The 13,671-nt window shown below is 70.1% G+C and carries 14 protein-coding genes; 5 read left to right on the top strand and 9 right to left on the bottom strand.

Annotated features, from left to right (window positions below):
- Positions 1–52: 52 nt before the first annotated feature.
- Positions 53–607 (bottom strand): alternate-type signal peptide domain-containing protein, encoded by a 555-nt coding sequence (locus tag OGL88_RS05065; RefSeq protein ID WP_205462908.1) that lies wholly within the window; start codon positions 605–607, stop codon positions 53–55.
- 356 nt (positions 608–963) lie between these two features.
- Between OGL88_RS05065 and pnuC the strand changes: the two genes are divergently transcribed.
- The gene (gene pnuC / locus OGL88_RS05070) at positions 964–1,629 is read left to right on the top strand and encodes a nicotinamide riboside transporter PnuC (protein ID WP_263090196.1); all 666 of its coding nucleotides are present in this window, start codon (positions 964–966) and stop codon (positions 1,627–1,629) included.
- A gap of 115 nt (positions 1,630–1,744) precedes the next feature.
- Positions 1,745–2,455: a hypothetical protein gene (locus tag OGL88_RS05075; protein WP_263090198.1), complete on the top strand. Its 711-nt coding sequence runs from the start codon at positions 1,745–1,747 to the stop codon at positions 2,453–2,455.
- On the opposite strand, the gene OGL88_RS05080 is transcribed toward OGL88_RS05075, so the two are convergent.
- The 6 genes from OGL88_RS05080 to OGL88_RS05105 form a co-directional block, all read right to left on the bottom strand.
- On the bottom strand, positions 2,452–3,675 hold the full coding sequence (locus tag OGL88_RS05080; protein ID WP_263090200.1) for an ABC transporter permease: 1,224 nt from the start codon (positions 3,673–3,675) through the stop codon (positions 2,452–2,454). The two genes, OGL88_RS05075 and OGL88_RS05080, sit on opposite strands and share 4 nt — an antisense overlap.
- A complete protein-coding gene (locus OGL88_RS05085) occupies positions 3,672–4,598 on the bottom strand; it encodes an ABC transporter ATP-binding protein (protein WP_263090202.1) in 927 nt (308 codons plus the stop codon). The genes OGL88_RS05080 and OGL88_RS05085 overlap by 4 nt, the downstream gene beginning before the upstream one ends.
- A 145-nt stretch (positions 4,599–4,743) precedes the next feature.
- On the bottom strand, positions 4,744–6,405 hold the full coding sequence (locus OGL88_RS05090) for a glycoside hydrolase family 13 protein (RefSeq protein ID WP_263090218.1): 1,662 nt from the start codon (positions 6,403–6,405) through the stop codon (positions 4,744–4,746).
- Positions 6,406–6,527: 122 nt separating this feature from the next.
- Positions 6,528–7,433, bottom strand: coding sequence for a carbohydrate ABC transporter permease (locus OGL88_RS05095; RefSeq protein ID WP_123291961.1), 906 nt, complete (start codon positions 7,431–7,433; stop codon positions 6,528–6,530).
- The gene (locus OGL88_RS05100) at positions 7,433–8,380 is read right to left on the bottom strand and encodes a carbohydrate ABC transporter permease (protein WP_205462904.1); all 948 of its coding nucleotides are present in this window, start codon (positions 8,378–8,380) and stop codon (positions 7,433–7,435) included. Before OGL88_RS05100 ends, OGL88_RS05095 begins: the two co-directional genes overlap by 1 nt.
- An 11-nt stretch (positions 8,381–8,391) precedes the next feature.
- Positions 8,392–9,654: an ABC transporter substrate-binding protein gene (locus tag OGL88_RS05105; RefSeq protein ID WP_263090206.1), complete on the bottom strand. Its 1,263-nt coding sequence runs from the start codon at positions 9,652–9,654 to the stop codon at positions 8,392–8,394.
- A gap of 168 nt (positions 9,655–9,822) precedes the next feature.
- Here OGL88_RS05105 and OGL88_RS05110 point away from each other — a divergent pair, with 168 nt between their 5' ends.
- Positions 9,823–11,079: an ROK family protein gene (locus tag OGL88_RS05110; protein ID WP_263090208.1), complete on the top strand. Its 1,257-nt coding sequence runs from the start codon at positions 9,823–9,825 to the stop codon at positions 11,077–11,079.
- On the opposite strand, the gene OGL88_RS05115 is transcribed toward OGL88_RS05110, so the two are convergent.
- The gene (locus tag OGL88_RS05115) at positions 10,985–11,677 is read right to left on the bottom strand and encodes an NUDIX hydrolase (RefSeq protein ID WP_263090220.1); all 693 of its coding nucleotides are present in this window, start codon (positions 11,675–11,677) and stop codon (positions 10,985–10,987) included. The two genes, OGL88_RS05110 and OGL88_RS05115, sit on opposite strands and share 95 nt — an antisense overlap.
- Before the next feature lie 57 nt (positions 11,678–11,734).
- On the opposite strand from OGL88_RS05115, the gene OGL88_RS05120 reads away from it, so the two are divergent.
- Entirely contained in the window at positions 11,735–12,268 is a 534-nt protein-coding gene (locus OGL88_RS05120; RefSeq protein ID WP_263090209.1) for a hypothetical protein, read from the top strand.
- Between the two features lie 83 nt (positions 12,269–12,351).
- A complete protein-coding gene (locus OGL88_RS05125; RefSeq protein WP_263090210.1) occupies positions 12,352–12,870 on the top strand; it encodes a hypothetical protein in 519 nt (172 codons plus the stop codon).
- Positions 12,871–12,933: 63 nt separating this feature from the next.
- Here the strand turns inward: OGL88_RS05125 and OGL88_RS05130 are convergent.
- On the bottom strand, positions 12,934–13,671 hold a 738-nt coding region (locus tag OGL88_RS05130), incomplete at its 5' end, for a glycoside hydrolase family 16 protein (RefSeq protein ID WP_276582877.1).

Raw genomic sequence — 13,671 nt, forward strand, 5'->3', positions numbered from 1 at the left:
GGGCCGCGACCGGCGGATCAGGGGCCTGGCCCGCGTCAGTGCGATCGGTGGATCAGGAACCGATCGCGGTCTGGGTGAGGGTGAAGGCCAGGGCGCCGACGTTGATCGATCCGTTCTGCCCGGTCGTCGCCGAGGACGGCAGCGTGATCGTGAAGACGACCTTGACGGCCGAGGTGGACGCCGACGGCGAGACGACGAAGGTGTTCGCGTTCGACGTCGACTGCACGACGGTGGCGCTCGAGGACGTCACGGCGAGGGTCTTCTGCGTCGCGGCGAGGAGTGCGGAGTCGCCGGTGATGGACTGGCTGGCGTAGGTCAGGTTCGCCTTGAGGTCCTGGCCGGTCGCGCCGATGTTCAGCGTCTGCGTGAACTGGAACGTGTTGCCCGGCACCATCAGGGCGGTGGTGGGGTTGATCGCGGTCGAGCGGCCGTTCGTGATGTCCGTCCAGGCGCCGTCGTTGTTCGCGCTGAGGGTCAGCGTGCCGGAGCTCACCGAGGACGCGGCGCTGGAGGCGCTGGCGTTCCAGAGGGCGAAGGTGCCTGCTCCACCGAGGAGGAGGGCGATGCCGGCTGCGCCGGCGATGGTGCCGGTGACGATCTTGTGCATGGGGGAGTGGTCCGTTCTGCGCTTCGGGGCGCGCTGAGCACCACCGGCTCGTGATTCGGGTCGTTGTGCCGGTGGGACGGTGTCATCGACCTCGCGGGTGAGGGGTCGCGGCTGACCGGTGCCGAGAGTGGTCGCCGGGCTCCGGAGCGCAGATCTGCTGCTCGGGCGGGCTGGACTCGCTCTGGTGACGACGCTACTCGTCCCCCAAAGTGCGGACAAGTGGGAACATGCTTTCGCATGGACCCAAAACGGGGGTGATTTTTGTCCACCCTGTGGAGGACATGTTTGTACCCCGATCGTCACTGGAATGCGGGACGTCCCCCGGCCGTTGCACCGACCGGAAACGAGGAGGGCCCATGGGCATCGTGCGCTGGCTGTTCGACGCGCAGATCGTCATCGGCGACCAGACGGTGCTCTGGCGCGAGGTGATCGGCAACGTCTTCGGGCTGCTGAGTGCGCTCGGCGGGATGCGCCGCAAGGTCTGGGCGTGGCCGGTCGGTCTGGTCGGCAACGCGCTCCTGTTCACCGTCTTCATGGGCGCGCTGTTCGACACCCCGAACCCGGTCAACCTGCTCGGGCAGGCTGGCCGCCAGGTGATGTTCATCATCGTGAGCATCTACGGCTGGTACCGCTGGACCCACCGCCCCGACGACACGTCCACCGTGATCGAACCGCACTGGGCGTCGTGGCGGACCCGCCTCCTGCTGGTCGTCGGCATGGTCGGCGGGACCGCCCTGCTCACCCCGGTGTTCCGCGCCCTCGGGTCGTACGAGCCGGTGTGGAGCGACGCCTGGATCTTCGTCGGCTCACTGCTCGCCACCTACGGCATGGCGAAGGGCTGGGTCGAGTTCTGGCTCATCTGGGTCGCGGTCGACCTGGTCGGTGTCCCGCTCCTGTTCTCGGCCGGGTACTACGCGTCGGGCCTCATGTACGTCTTCTACGGCGTCTTCACGCTGACCGGCTTCTTCGTCTGGGCGAAGCAGCGGGTGAAGCCCCCGGCAGCTCCCGTCACGGTCGGCTGAAGACTCGGCTGGACGGCCCGCCCACTTCGATCCGGTCCACGCCGATCCGGCGTGGATGTGACGGCCCCCGCTCTGGGACGAGACAATGGGGTACCGCACACGATGGGATGGTCGGATGGAACCCCTGCACGGCGAACGCGTCGAGGATGATGAATCCCTCGCCGAGCGCACCGTTCGCGGAGCGATCCGCGCCTACCGGCTGCACCCCTTCGACGCGGTCGACGCCTCGGTCGTGGCCGAGGTCGCGGGCGTCCCGCTCGAGACCGTGGAGCGCTTGTTCCCCGCGTGGGAAGCCCTGTTGCTGGTGACGTACGACCGGTGGACGCAGCTGCGTGGCACCCGTCGGAAGGCTCCGCCGGCGTGCACGATCGACCACGTCCGGCTGACCCTGGCCGAGGACGTCGCCGACCCGGGCCTCGTCCGGGTCCTGGCGGGCGTGATCACGGTCGCGAGCTCGGAGTCGGGCTTCGCCGAGCTGTTCCGCAAGCGCTTCGACGAGTACGTCGAGCAGCTCAGCAACGGTCTGCAGCGCGACTTCGACAACGGTGCCGAGGAGTCGGCGATCCCGGCGTACCAGGCGGCCACGCAACTGCTCGCGGTGTACGAGGGACTGCAGATCCAGATGCTCGTCCGGCCGCACATCGACGTCATGGTGGAGTTCGACCGGTCGGTCCGGACGCTCCGACAGGGTTGGAAGCAGCACGAGCTGCCGTCGTGGGACCTCGACGCCGACGTTCCCGAGCGCGAGACGCCGCAGCGCCAGCGATCGGCGGAGCACCAGCAGGCCGCACGCGAACCCGAGCGGGAACCCCAGAGCCGTCCCTAGCGGGAGACCGACCGTCGTCGCCACGACGCGATCTGCCGCAGCGTCACCTTCGACCCGTACTGCGCGACCGAGTGCCGGAACAGGTACTCGGCGAACCACAGCAGCAGCCCGGCGGCGACGAACACCTCGACGATGCAGACCACCGATTCGGTGACGCTCAGCGAGCCGACGGCGTTCCGCACCATGGCGGTGACGGGCGTGAACGTCGGGAAGTACGTGAAGAACGCGGCGACGGGCGAGGTCGGGGTGGTCATCACGAAGAACGCCGCGTAGAGCGGGATGATCAGGGCGAAGATCGCGGCCGACTGCAGTGCCGAGGCGTCCTTGATGGACGGCACCGCTGCACCGACGGCGACGAACAGCCCGGACGCCAGCAGCACGCCGCCGACGAGCAGCAGCGCGCCGACGAGCATGCGCCACGGGTCGATCGTCAGCCCGCCGAGCTGCGAGGCGACGAGTGGCAGGACGGCGAGCATCCCGACCAGCCCCGGGATGACGAACACCCCGACCTGCACGAACCCGACGAGCAGCATCGCGATGACCTTGCCGCGGATCAGGTCGCCGGCGGTGACGGCGGTCAGGATCATCTCGGAGATGCGGTTCTCCTTCTCCTCGACCACGACGGTCACCATGCGTGCCGCGAGCAGGATGACGAGTCCGAAGAAGGCGGCGACGTACAGGAACGGCGGCACGATCGACAGCCAGCCCGGCGCGACCTGCCCGTCGGCGTAGGTCGTGACGTCGGTGGCCGGTGGGGAGCGCAGGAGCTGGACGGTCTCGGGGTCGTCGACGGTCGCTGCGACGCTCTGCTCGAGCACCCGTTCGGCGAGCGACGAGTAGCCGCCGTTCGCGAACAGGCCGCGGTCCGCGGCGTCGACGCGGATCGCGGCGGAGGAGGGTGACGCGGGGAACTCGATGAACGCGTCGAGGGTGCCGGAGCGCACGGCGGCGCGGTCGGCGTCGGCGTCGGTGGACGGCGATCCGCCCCACTTCGCCGCGACGGACTCGGACACCAGCCCGGAGTGGTCGACGTAGCGGAACGGGGTCTTCGTGGCCGACGAGCCCGAGACGACCGAGTCGGTGCCGGCCGCCTGTCCGATGCCGACGAGCAGGGACACGATGACGATGACGACCGGCAGCGCGAGCGTGCCGATCCAGAACGCGGGCTTCTTGACCGCGCGGACGAACTCGAACCGGACGACGGTCCCGAGGCGGCTCATGCTGCTGCCCCCGCGGCGGCGAGCGCGTCGTGGCCGTAGACCTGCACGAAGATCTCGTCGAGCGGGATCCGACGCATCTCGAACGCGGTGACGCGGACACCGTCCGCCACGAGTGCGGCGAGGATGTCGGCACCGTCCGGCGCGGCGGCGGACGTCGGCACGAGGTAGGCGACGTGCCCCTCGTGCCGCGCGAGCTTGTACAGCGGTGAGCGGGGGACCGGTCCGTCGAGGCCGACCCGAGCGACGGCGCCGCCGAAGGCGTCCTGCACGTCGGGGATCGACCCGTAGGCGGCAGCGGTGCCGTCCTTGAGCAGCAGGATCCGGTCGCAGAGCCGTTCGACCTCGTCCATGTGGTGGGTCACGAGGATGACGGTCGCACCGTCGGCCTTCCGCTCGTCGACCAGGTCGAGCAGCAGCCGTCGGTTCACGGGGTCGAGGCCCTTCGTGGGTTCGTCGAGGATGAGCAGCCGCGGCCGGTCCATGATCGTGATGCCGAGCTGCACCTTCTGCTGCTGCCCGCCGGAGAGCTTGTCGACGCGGAGCTTGGCGCGGTCGGCCAGGCCGACGCGTGCCAGGTAGTCCATGCTCCAGGCCGTCGCCTCGAGACCCCGGAGCCCGCGGAGCCGTCCGAAGTAGGACATCACGTCGATGACGGATTCCTTGCGGTAGAGCCCGCGCTCCTCTGGCAGGTACCCGATGCCGCCGGAGGCGGGCCGGTACGGCTGGCCGTCGATGGTCAGGGTGCCCGCGGTCGGGGTGGTGATGCCGAGCAGGGCACGGATCGTCGTGGTCTTGCCGGAACCGTTGCTGCCGAGCAGGCCGAACGTCTCGCCGGCGGCGACGTCGAACGACAGTCCGTCGACCACGTTCCGGTCCCCGAACCGCATGACGAAGTCCTGCACGCTGATGGTCGCCCCGCTCATGCGGCGACCCTACCGGCAGCGGCTGACGTCTCGGATGCCGGTCGCGGCCCGAGATGGTGACCCCACTGCGGACGGGAGGCCCGTGGCCTGCCAACCACGAGCCTCCCGTCCGTCACCTGGTCGCGTCCACGACGCGCACCCTGCGTCAGGAACGCAACCAGGCCGTCCCCACGCCCGTGAGGGCACCGTCTGCCACCGGCGCCGAGGCGAGCAGCAGCTCGCCGGCGGGGAGTTCGTAGGGCTCGTCACCGAACACCGTCACGCTCGTCCAGCCGTTCGGACGTCGGAACGCGAGCACGTCGTCGCGGCCGGTCTCGAGCCACTCCAGGTGCTCCTCGGACTGCAGCTGGCCGCGCAGCCCGAGGGCCTTCCGGTACAGGTTCAGGGTCGAGTCGGGGTCGGTGTCCTCGGCCTCGACGCTGGCGTCCGCGAACCACGCCGGCTGGGGCAGGTGCGCGGTCCCGGAACCGAAGCCGAACGACGGGCCGGACCGGGTCCACGGGATCGGGACACGGCAGCCGTCGCGGCCGACGTCGACGCCCGGGTTCCGGAAGAAGGCGGGGTCCTGGCGGTCGGCGTCGGGGATGTCGCCGACCTCGTGCAGGCCGAGTTCCTCGCCCTGGTACAGGTAGGCAGAGCCCGGCAGCGCGAGCTCGAGCAGGGTCGCGGCCTGCGCACGGCGCAGCCCCAGCGAGCGGTCGAGCGCGTCCTGCGACCCGCCGGCGAGCAGCCACGCGCCGCCCTGCTTGTCGGGGGAGCCGTTCCGCGCCGGCAGCGCGTAGCGGGTCGCGTGCCGCACCACGTCGTGGTTCGAGAACACCCACGTGGTCGACGAGCCGGACTGCTCGGCCAGACCGAGGTTGAACTCGATGATCTCCTTGAACGACCCGGCGTCGAAGTCGGCCTCGAGCAGGTCGAAGTTGAACGCCTGGCCCAGGCCGTCGGCGCTGGCGTACCGGGCACGGCGGTCGGCGGCGACCCAGGCCTCGGCGACCGCGGTGCGTGCCGGCGTGTACTCGTTGAACACGGTCCGCCACTCGGCGTAGATCTCGTGCACGTCGTCGCGGTCCCAGAGGGGGTGCGAGCCGTCCTTCGGGATCTCGGCCAGCTCCGCCCAGGTCGGCAGGGCTCCGGACGGCAGGTCCTTCGCGAGCCCGTGGGCGACGTCGATGCGGAAGCCGTCGACGCCGCGGTCCGACCAGAAGCGCAGGGTGTGCAGGAAGTCGTCGCGGACCTCGCGGTTCGCCCAGTTCAGGTCGGGCTGCTCCTTGGCGAAGGAGTGCAGGTACCACTGGCCGTCGCCGACCGCGGTCCACGCCGGGCCGCCGAAGATCGAGATCCAGTCGGCCGGGGCCTGTTCGCCGGACGGGCCGGTGCCGTCGCGGAAGACGTAGCGGTCGCGCGCGGGGGAGCCCTTCGGCGCGGCGAGCGCCTCGCGGAACCACTCGTGCTGGTCGCTCGTGTGGTTCGGCACCACGTCGACGATCACCCGGATGCCGGCGGCGTGCAGCGCCTCGACCATCCGGTCGAAGTCGTCGAGCGTGCCGAGCCTCGGGTCGACGTCGCGGTAGTCGTCGACGTCGTAGCCGCCGTCGGCGAGGGCGGACGGGTAGAACGGGCTGAGCCAGACGGCCTCGACACCGAGCGACGCCAGGTACGGCACGCGCTCGGTGATGCCGGCCAGGTCGCCGATGCCGTCGCCGTTCGCGTCCGCGAAGGAGCGCGGGTAGATCTGGTAGACGCTCGCCTGGCGCCACCAGGTCTCGTAGGCGCTGATGGTGGCGGGCTGGGCGAGGGTGTCGGTCACGACGGTCCTTTCGTTGTTCACGGGGTTCGCGGGGTTCGTGGCGGTGTCGGTCGGTTCGGTCGTGCCGGCCGGTTCGGTCGTGCCGGCCGGTTCGGTCGTGCCGGCCGGGTCGGTCGTCTTGCTCACTTGATGGCGCCCTGGGTCACACCGGCCATCACCCATCGCTGGGTCACGAGGTAGACGATGATCGCCGGGGCCATCGCCATCAGGTACGAGGCGAACGAGACGTTGTAGTTGTTGCTGAACTGGGTCTGGAACATCTGCTGCAGCACCGGCAGCGTCTGCAACGCCGGGTCCGAGGTGATCAGCGACGGCATCACGAAGTCGTTCCACGACGCCAGGAACGCGAAGATGCCGACGGTGGCGCTCATCGGTGCCAGCAGCGGGAACACGAGCCGCCAGAACACCTGACCGGTGCTCGCGCCGTCGATGCGGGCGCTCTCCTCGAGCTCGGCCGGGATCGACCGCAGGAACGCGGTGAAGAGCAGCACGCTGAACGACAGCTGGAACATGACGTGCAGCAGTGCGACGCCGAACGGGTTGTCCAGGTGGGCGAGCCCGGTGAGCTTCACCTGCGACAGCGCGAGCACCGGGAACGGCAGGAACATGGCGGCGAGCAGGTAGAAGAACGACCAGCGGAACAGCCGACGGTCCCAGTTCCGGGCGATCGCGAACGCGGTGAACGACGCGAGCAGGATCGTGCCGACGACGGTGATCGCGGCGACGAGCACCGAGACACCGAACGCCCGCGGGAAGTCGGTGAGCTCCCATGCCTGCACGAAGCCGTCGACGCTGAACGGGGCCGGCAGCGAGAACGCGTTGCCGTCGACGGCCTGGCCGGTCGTCTTGAATGCCATCGTCAGGGTGACGTACAGCGGCACCAGGATCGAGAGCGCGCAGAGCACGAGGACGACGGTGACGGGCCAGTTGGCGTTGCCGCCGCGTCGGCCTGCGGTCCGGTCGGCGTCGACCGATCGGATGCTGCCGGTCTTCGTCGTCCCCGGACGGAGGGGTGTCTGGATGGTCATCAGAGCGCTGCCTTCCCGCGGGTCGCCCGCAGCTGGATCACGGCGATGACGACCGCGATGATGAAGAAGATCGTGGCGTTGGCCATCTGGTAGGCGTAGTCGCCGCCGTTGAAGCCCTTGAAGATCGACATCGCGACGCTCGTGGTCGAGGTGCCGGGGCCACCGTCGGTCAGGCCGACGATGATGTCGTACGAGTTCAGGAAGTTCTTGAACCCGATCACCAGGTTGATCAGGATGTAGCCGGCCGTCAGCGGCGCGGTGATCGAGATCAGCTGACGCCAGGCGCTCGCGCCGTCGAGGGCAGCTGCCTCGTAGACCTCGCCGGGGATCGACAGCACCCCGGCGATGTAGATGAGGAGCGTCGACGGGATCGCCTGCCACGCGGTGACGATCACGATGGCGACCCATGCCAGGTCGGGGTTCGCCAGGATGCTCTGCTCGAGCGGACCGAAGCCGATCGCACTGGCCAGGGCCGGCAGGCTGTTCGCGAACAGGAACGAGAACACGTACGCGATGACGATGCCCGAGATGACCATCGGCAGCACGAACACCGCGCGGAGGGCGATCTTGCCGCGGATCTTCGAGGTGAGGGCGATGGCGAGCAGGAACGCGACCGCGTTGACGACGATCACGGTGACGAGCGAGAACCCGAGGGTGAACAGGTACGCCTGCAGGATCGCGGGGTCGGAGAACACCGCGACGTAGTTGGTGAGCCCGATGAAGCGGAACTCACCGAAGCCGACGGAGTTCGTGAAGCTGAGCACGATGCCCATCACGGCCGGCAGCGTGATGGCGAGCGTGAAGAGCAGCAGGGTGGGGAGCAGGAAGGCGAGGAAGAGCGGTTCGATCCGCTTCCGCTTGTGGGTGACGGACTGGAGTCCCGGGGCGGTTCCGCCACGTCGGCGGCGGTCCGCCGTCGTGATGGCTTCGGTGGTCGTGGTTGCCATGGGACGTCTCCTTACGCGGCCGTGCGGAGCGCGAGACGCGCCCAGTCGGCGTCGAGGGTGCGGAGCTGGCGCTGCGGGTCGCCGCCGAAGGCGATCGACTGCGCGTAGTTCGCGACCGGGATCTCGGCGGGGATGAGCTGCGACGCACCGAGGTAGAAGGCGGCGTCGTCGTAGTACGACTGCATGCCGGTCAGTGCCGGGTTCGACGCCGGGGGAGCGTCCTTCCGGACACCGAAGCCGTTGTTGTCGGCGTTGTACTCGTCATTGACCTTCGACTGCATCAGGAACGTCAGGAACTCGCGGGCGGCCTCCTGCTTGCGGGACGCCTCCGGGATCCAGAGCGCCAGGTCGACGTTCACCCGCACCTTGTTGTCCGCGGCGTCGTCGGTGACGGGCAGCGGGAAGGTGCCGAGGTCCATGTCCTTGTTCGTCTTGGCGATCTCGCCGAGCGCCCACGGCCCCTGCAGGTACATCGCGGCCTTGCCCTGTGCGAACGCGAGGTTGCCGTCGCCGTACCCGCGGCTGGCGGCGCCGTCCTGGTGCCACGCGCGCAGCTGGGTCATGCGTTCCATCGGCGTCCGGAGGTCCTTCTCGAACGACACCGAGGAGTCCTTGCCGACGCTCGTGCCCTCGCGTCGCAGTGCGTCGAACGTCTTCGGGGTGTCGATCGCACCGCCGATCGTGTAGTCGAACATGCCCTGCGCGATCGTCCAGTTGTCCTTGAACGTCCCGTAGATCGGGGCGATGCCAGCCTGCTGCAGGCGCTCGCAGAGATCGGCGAACTCGCTCCAGGTCGTGGGCACCTCGAGTCCCTGCTCGGCGAACAGTGCCTTGTTGTAGATCACCGAGGCGGCGGTCACCGAGTACGGCAGGGCGCTCTTGCGACCCGGGTAGTCGGCGGTCTGCTGCATGAGCGGCCACAGGTCCGGGTTGATCGTGTCGGCCTGTGGCAGGTCGGAGAGGTCCGTCAGGGCTCCGTGCTCGACGAACGGCACGACCGAGAAGTTGTAGTTCCAGCAGCCGAGGTCCGGCGGCCGGTTCCGGACGAAGTTCGCGGACATGCTCGAGGTCGAGTCGCGGACGACCCGTACCTTCGACTGACTGTCGTGGAACTGCGCGATGACGCCGTCGAAGTACCCGATGACCTCGGGCTTCGAGACGTAGAACGTGATGGTCTCCGGCTTGGCGCTCGAGGACCCGATCGGGGCGCACCCGGCGAGCGCGAGTCCGCTGGCGATGCCGCCGGCTCCGAGCAGGAACGAGCGCCGGCTCACCGATGCCGCCGTCCTGGTCGTGGCGTGTGGTTGCACGTCGTCTCCGTCCGTCCGGACCCGGCAGCCTTGCCGTTCCGTCCTGCGATCGGCTCCGATGCCGACCGCGGGACTAAATCTAGCGACAAAATCTAATTACGCAAGGAACTCGTCGCGCGATAAGGTCACGGCATGCCGCCACCCCGTCGAACGAGCGCCGAGACACTGCTCGCGCACGCCTTCGACGCTGGCGCCTTCACCGCGACCGAGGCCATCGACGCCACCGGTCTGACCCGCTCGACCGTGTTGGCCGCGTGCGAGGAACTCGTCCGTCTCGGCTGGCTCCTCGAGCTCGACGACGCCCGTGCCGCCGGGGAGTACCGGATCGGCCGGCCGGCCCGCCGCTACGAACTCGACACCGCCGCCGGCGTCGTCGTCGGCGTGGACGCCGGACAGCACCGGGTCACCGCCATCGTCGCCGACCTGCGCGGCACCGTGCTCGGTCGCGCCGAGGGGGCGCTCGGTGAATCGGGACTCGAGGTCCCCGTCCGGCTCGCGGTCCTCGCCGACACCGTGGACGACGCGCTCGCCGCGGCCGGAGCCGACCGCTCCCGCGTCCTGGTCACCGTCGTCGGCATCCCCGCGCCGGTCGACGCCGGTGGGGCGTCGCCGGGCGACGGAGGCTTCTGGGACCGGATGAACCCGGGTTTCGCCGACGCCGTCCCGCACGGCCGCGTCGTGGTCGAGAACGACGCGAACCTCGCCGCGCTCGCCGAGCGGCCGTCCTCGGGGGACGCCTCGTTCGCCGCACTGCTCTCCGGCGAGCGGTTCGGCAGCGGCCTCGTGGTCGACGGTGTGCTGCTCCGCGGTGCCCACGGCGGCGCGGGGGAGATGCGCGTGCTCGACATCGTCCAGGGCGTGGGGTCGTCGGACGGCATCGGCGCGACGGCGCGGACGTTGGTCGCCGAGGCCGTCGCCGCGGGCGAGGTCCAGCCGGGCAGCCCGCTCGCGGTGGACGCCAGCGCCTCCGCCGTGTTCCGAGCGGCGCAGGACGGCGACGCCCTGGCGCTGACGATCGTCGACCGGCTCGGCGATCGGCTCGCCCGCGTCTGCGTCCTGCTCGCCAGCCTGCTCGACATCGACCGCGTGGTGGTCGCCGGTGCGATCGCCCAGCCGGCGGTCGCCGTCATCGACCGGGCCCGTGCGCTGCTCGACGGCTGGCACTTCGACCCCGTGCCCGACCTGGTGGCGTCCACGCTCGGTGGCGACGTCGTCGTCATCGGGGCCGTCGCCCACGCGGTGGACGCCGTCCGTGCTGATCCGCTGTCGTTCCCGCTGGTCGACCCTGCTGTCGTCAGTGCCGACGGTCGAGGGGAAGCTCCCGCGTCCGGTCCCAGTCCTCGGTCCACCCGAGCCGGTCGAACAGCGCATCCAGCAGCATCGCGGTGAACCCCCACACCAGGTGGCCGCCGTGGTCGTCCACGGTGAAGCCCGGTCCGCGCCACTCCTGACCGCCCCGGCGGATCACGGTCACCCCGCGGTTCGCCGGGTCGAGGAGGTCCGCCACGGGGACCCGGAAGACCGCGGCCGACTCGCGCTCGTCGACGACCCGGATCGGCGACGGTTCCCGCCACCACGCGAGGACCGGGCGGACCAGGTGGTTCGAGAACGCGAGCGGTACGGCGGGCAGGGTCCCGAGCACCTCGACGCCGGACGGGTCGAGGCCGGTCTCCTCGCGCGATTCGCGGAGCGCAGCGGCGGTGGCGTCCGCGTCTCCGGGTTCGAGCCGTCCTCCGGGGAACGCGACCTCGCCCGGGTGTGCGCGCAGTGTCGTGGCGCGAGCGAGCAACAGGACGTCGAGGTCGCGGGGCACGTCGGCGGCGACGGCAGGGCGGTCGCTGGGGGTGCGGTCGAGTGCGCCGAAGAGCATCAGGACGGCAGCGTGCCGCGGGGTGGTCGTGCCGCCGGGTTCGACGGGCGGTTCGGCGTCGCCCCATCCGGTCGCCGCGACCTCCGCCAGTGCTGCCCGTGCACGCCCGTCGTCCATCACCCGCCCACCCTAGGCGTTGGTCACGAGCCGTCCGGAGATCGGTAGGTTCGACCCATGGCAACCGAACGAGTCGACGAGAGACCCGCCGACGAGCACGATCCCTACGCCCGCCGTCCCGGCTACGTGACGGGCGTCGACGGTCGAACCGACCGGACCACCACGGCGATGGTCGTCGGCATCGTGGCCGGCTTCCTCGCGCGGGTCGTCCTCGGTTTCCTCGGCCTGGCCGAGTGGGCCGCGCTCCTCGGTGGCATCGTGATCGGCCTCGTCGTGTGGCTCGTCCTCCGAGCGCTGCGGCGCCGTGCAGACCGGATCGCGGGTCGGTCGCCGGACGCCGTCCCGCAGGCTCGCGACCGTGCCGTCGCCGAGGCGAACGGTGGCCGCCGGTTCTTCATCGCCCCGAACCCGGTCGTGGTCATCGTGATGGGCGGGATCTTCGTCGCCGTGGGCGTCGCGCCCCTCGTGTTCGACGGTGCGACGGTTGCCGGGCTCCTGACAGCGGTGCTGGTCATCGCGTGCGGGCTGTTCTTCGTCGTGCAGGGCGTCGGCACGCTCGTGGTCCGCCGGCGGGAGCGCAGCGGCCAGTAGCAGCCCGAGTACCCAGCGGACTCCCGGATACCGTCGGCATCGTGGAAGAACCGAGGACGACTCGAACATGACGAGGGGACACCGTGGATCGCTTCCGACGACTACCGCTGCCGGCGCTGCTGCCCCTGCTGTTCGTGGTGCTGTGGTCGGTGTGGTTCGCGATGGGCCTCCTCACCGGCCCCGGTGAGTTCGTGCCCGTCGAGCGAGCGATCGGAGCCATCGCGTACGCAACGATCACGACCGCGGGGTTCGGCATCATGATCGCGATCCGTCGCCGTCAGGCAGGCGGAACCAAGGGTGCTGCCGCGATCCAGCGAGCGGTCCGCACCGGGGAACTGCCGGACGACGTGGACCACGTCGTGTGGACCCGCGAGCTCGAGTCGACCCGCAAGCGGTACCGCAACAACCGGGTCATCGTGCCGATCATGGTCGTTGTCTTCGCGGCCTTCTCGGTCTGGGCAGCTCTGACGGTCAGTCCGTTCTGGTGGGCGATCCTGGTGTTGTTCATGGGGATGTGCGCGTATTCCGTCTGGGAGACCCGACGGGCACTGCGGAACATCGACCACCTGCTGGCGACCCAGCGCGGCACGGTCATCCAGTGACCAGAAGACGTCGGGTACCCGTGCGGGACCCGACGTCTTCTGCTCACTCTGTGGGCCGAACGCTCACTCCGTGGTGGAGACCCAGTCGATGAGCAGGTTGCCCTGGTCGCCCCAGTTGCCGACCTGGAACATGAAGCGGTGCGGGGTCGTCGGCACGTCGTGGGTGATCGTGTCGAGCACCTTGCCGTCGACGCTGTAGGTGACCGACTCTCCGGGCACCCAGTCCACCGTGTAGGTGTGCCAGTCGCGCCACGAGACGCCGGTACCGATCTGCACGCGGTCGGCTTCCTTGCCCGGGGTCATCGAGTGGTGGAACGCCGAGGGGCTGTCCTCGAAGTTGCCCTCGGGGAAGTCGATCTCGCCGTCGGACCAGGTGCCCGACGTCGGCCACAGCATGAACGCCGCGCCGTTGCCGTCGCCACCGGTCGCCTTGGCGCGGACGGAGAACGAGCCGCCGACGTGGTCCCAGGCTCCGGCGGAGGAGCCGAACGTGCCGGCCGCCCCCGCTCCGGTGCCGAGGGCGACGTCCATCACACCGTCGTGCACCGAGACGGTCTTGCTCGGCGCGTAGATGCCGGAGGTGCCGTCGGGGTAGGGCTGCCACGACTGCGGGTAGAGCCGCGAGACGAGGCCGGTGACGGCGTCGGTGGTGAAGTCCTCGACGAACGAGGCGGCCGGCGCAGCGGAGGTGTCGGCGACCTCGTCCTGCGGTTCGGCCGAGGCCTCGGCTTCCGGCTCCGCGGCTTCGGTCGGGGTGGTGTCCTCGATCGGTGCGGCCTCGGCGGTCGGCGCGGGCGTCGG

Source organism: Curtobacterium sp. RIT-PI-V, assembly GCF_025642935.1.
GTDB lineage: Bacteria > Actinomycetota > Actinomycetes > Actinomycetales > Microbacteriaceae > Curtobacterium.

What these genes read in the sequence shown, in the direction of transcription:
- OGL88_RS05065 (WP_205462908.1), bottom strand. Translation starts at nt 607, where the DNA reads ATGCACAAGATCGTCACCGGCACCATCGCCGGCGCAGCCGGCATCGCC.
- pnuC (WP_263090196.1), top strand. Translation starts at nt 964, where the DNA reads ATGGGCATCGTGCGCTGGCTGTTCGACGCGCAGATCGTCATCGGCGAC.
- OGL88_RS05075 (WP_263090198.1), top strand. Translation starts at nt 1,745, where the DNA reads ATGGAACCCCTGCACGGCGAACGCGTCGAGGATGATGAATCCCTCGCC.
- OGL88_RS05080 (WP_263090200.1), bottom strand. Translation starts at nt 3,675, where the DNA reads ATGAGCCGCCTCGGGACCGTCGTCCGGTTCGAGTTCGTCCGCGCGGTC.
- OGL88_RS05085 (WP_263090202.1), bottom strand. Translation starts at nt 4,598, where the DNA reads ATGAGCGGGGCGACCATCAGCGTGCAGGACTTCGTCATGCGGTTCGGG.
- OGL88_RS05095 (WP_123291961.1), bottom strand. Translation starts at nt 7,433, where the DNA reads ATGACCATCCAGACACCCCTCCGTCCGGGGACGACGAAGACCGGCAGC.
- OGL88_RS05100 (WP_205462904.1), bottom strand. Translation starts at nt 8,380, where the DNA reads ATGGCAACCACGACCACCGAAGCCATCACGACGGCGGACCGCCGCCGA.
- OGL88_RS05110 (WP_263090208.1), top strand. Translation starts at nt 9,823, where the DNA reads ATGCCGCCACCCCGTCGAACGAGCGCCGAGACACTGCTCGCGCACGCC.
- OGL88_RS05115 (WP_263090220.1), bottom strand. Translation starts at nt 11,677, where the DNA reads ATGGACGACGGGCGTGCACGGGCAGCACTGGCGGAGGTCGCGGCGACC.
- OGL88_RS05120 (WP_263090209.1), top strand. Translation starts at nt 11,735, where the DNA reads ATGGCAACCGAACGAGTCGACGAGAGACCCGCCGACGAGCACGATCCC.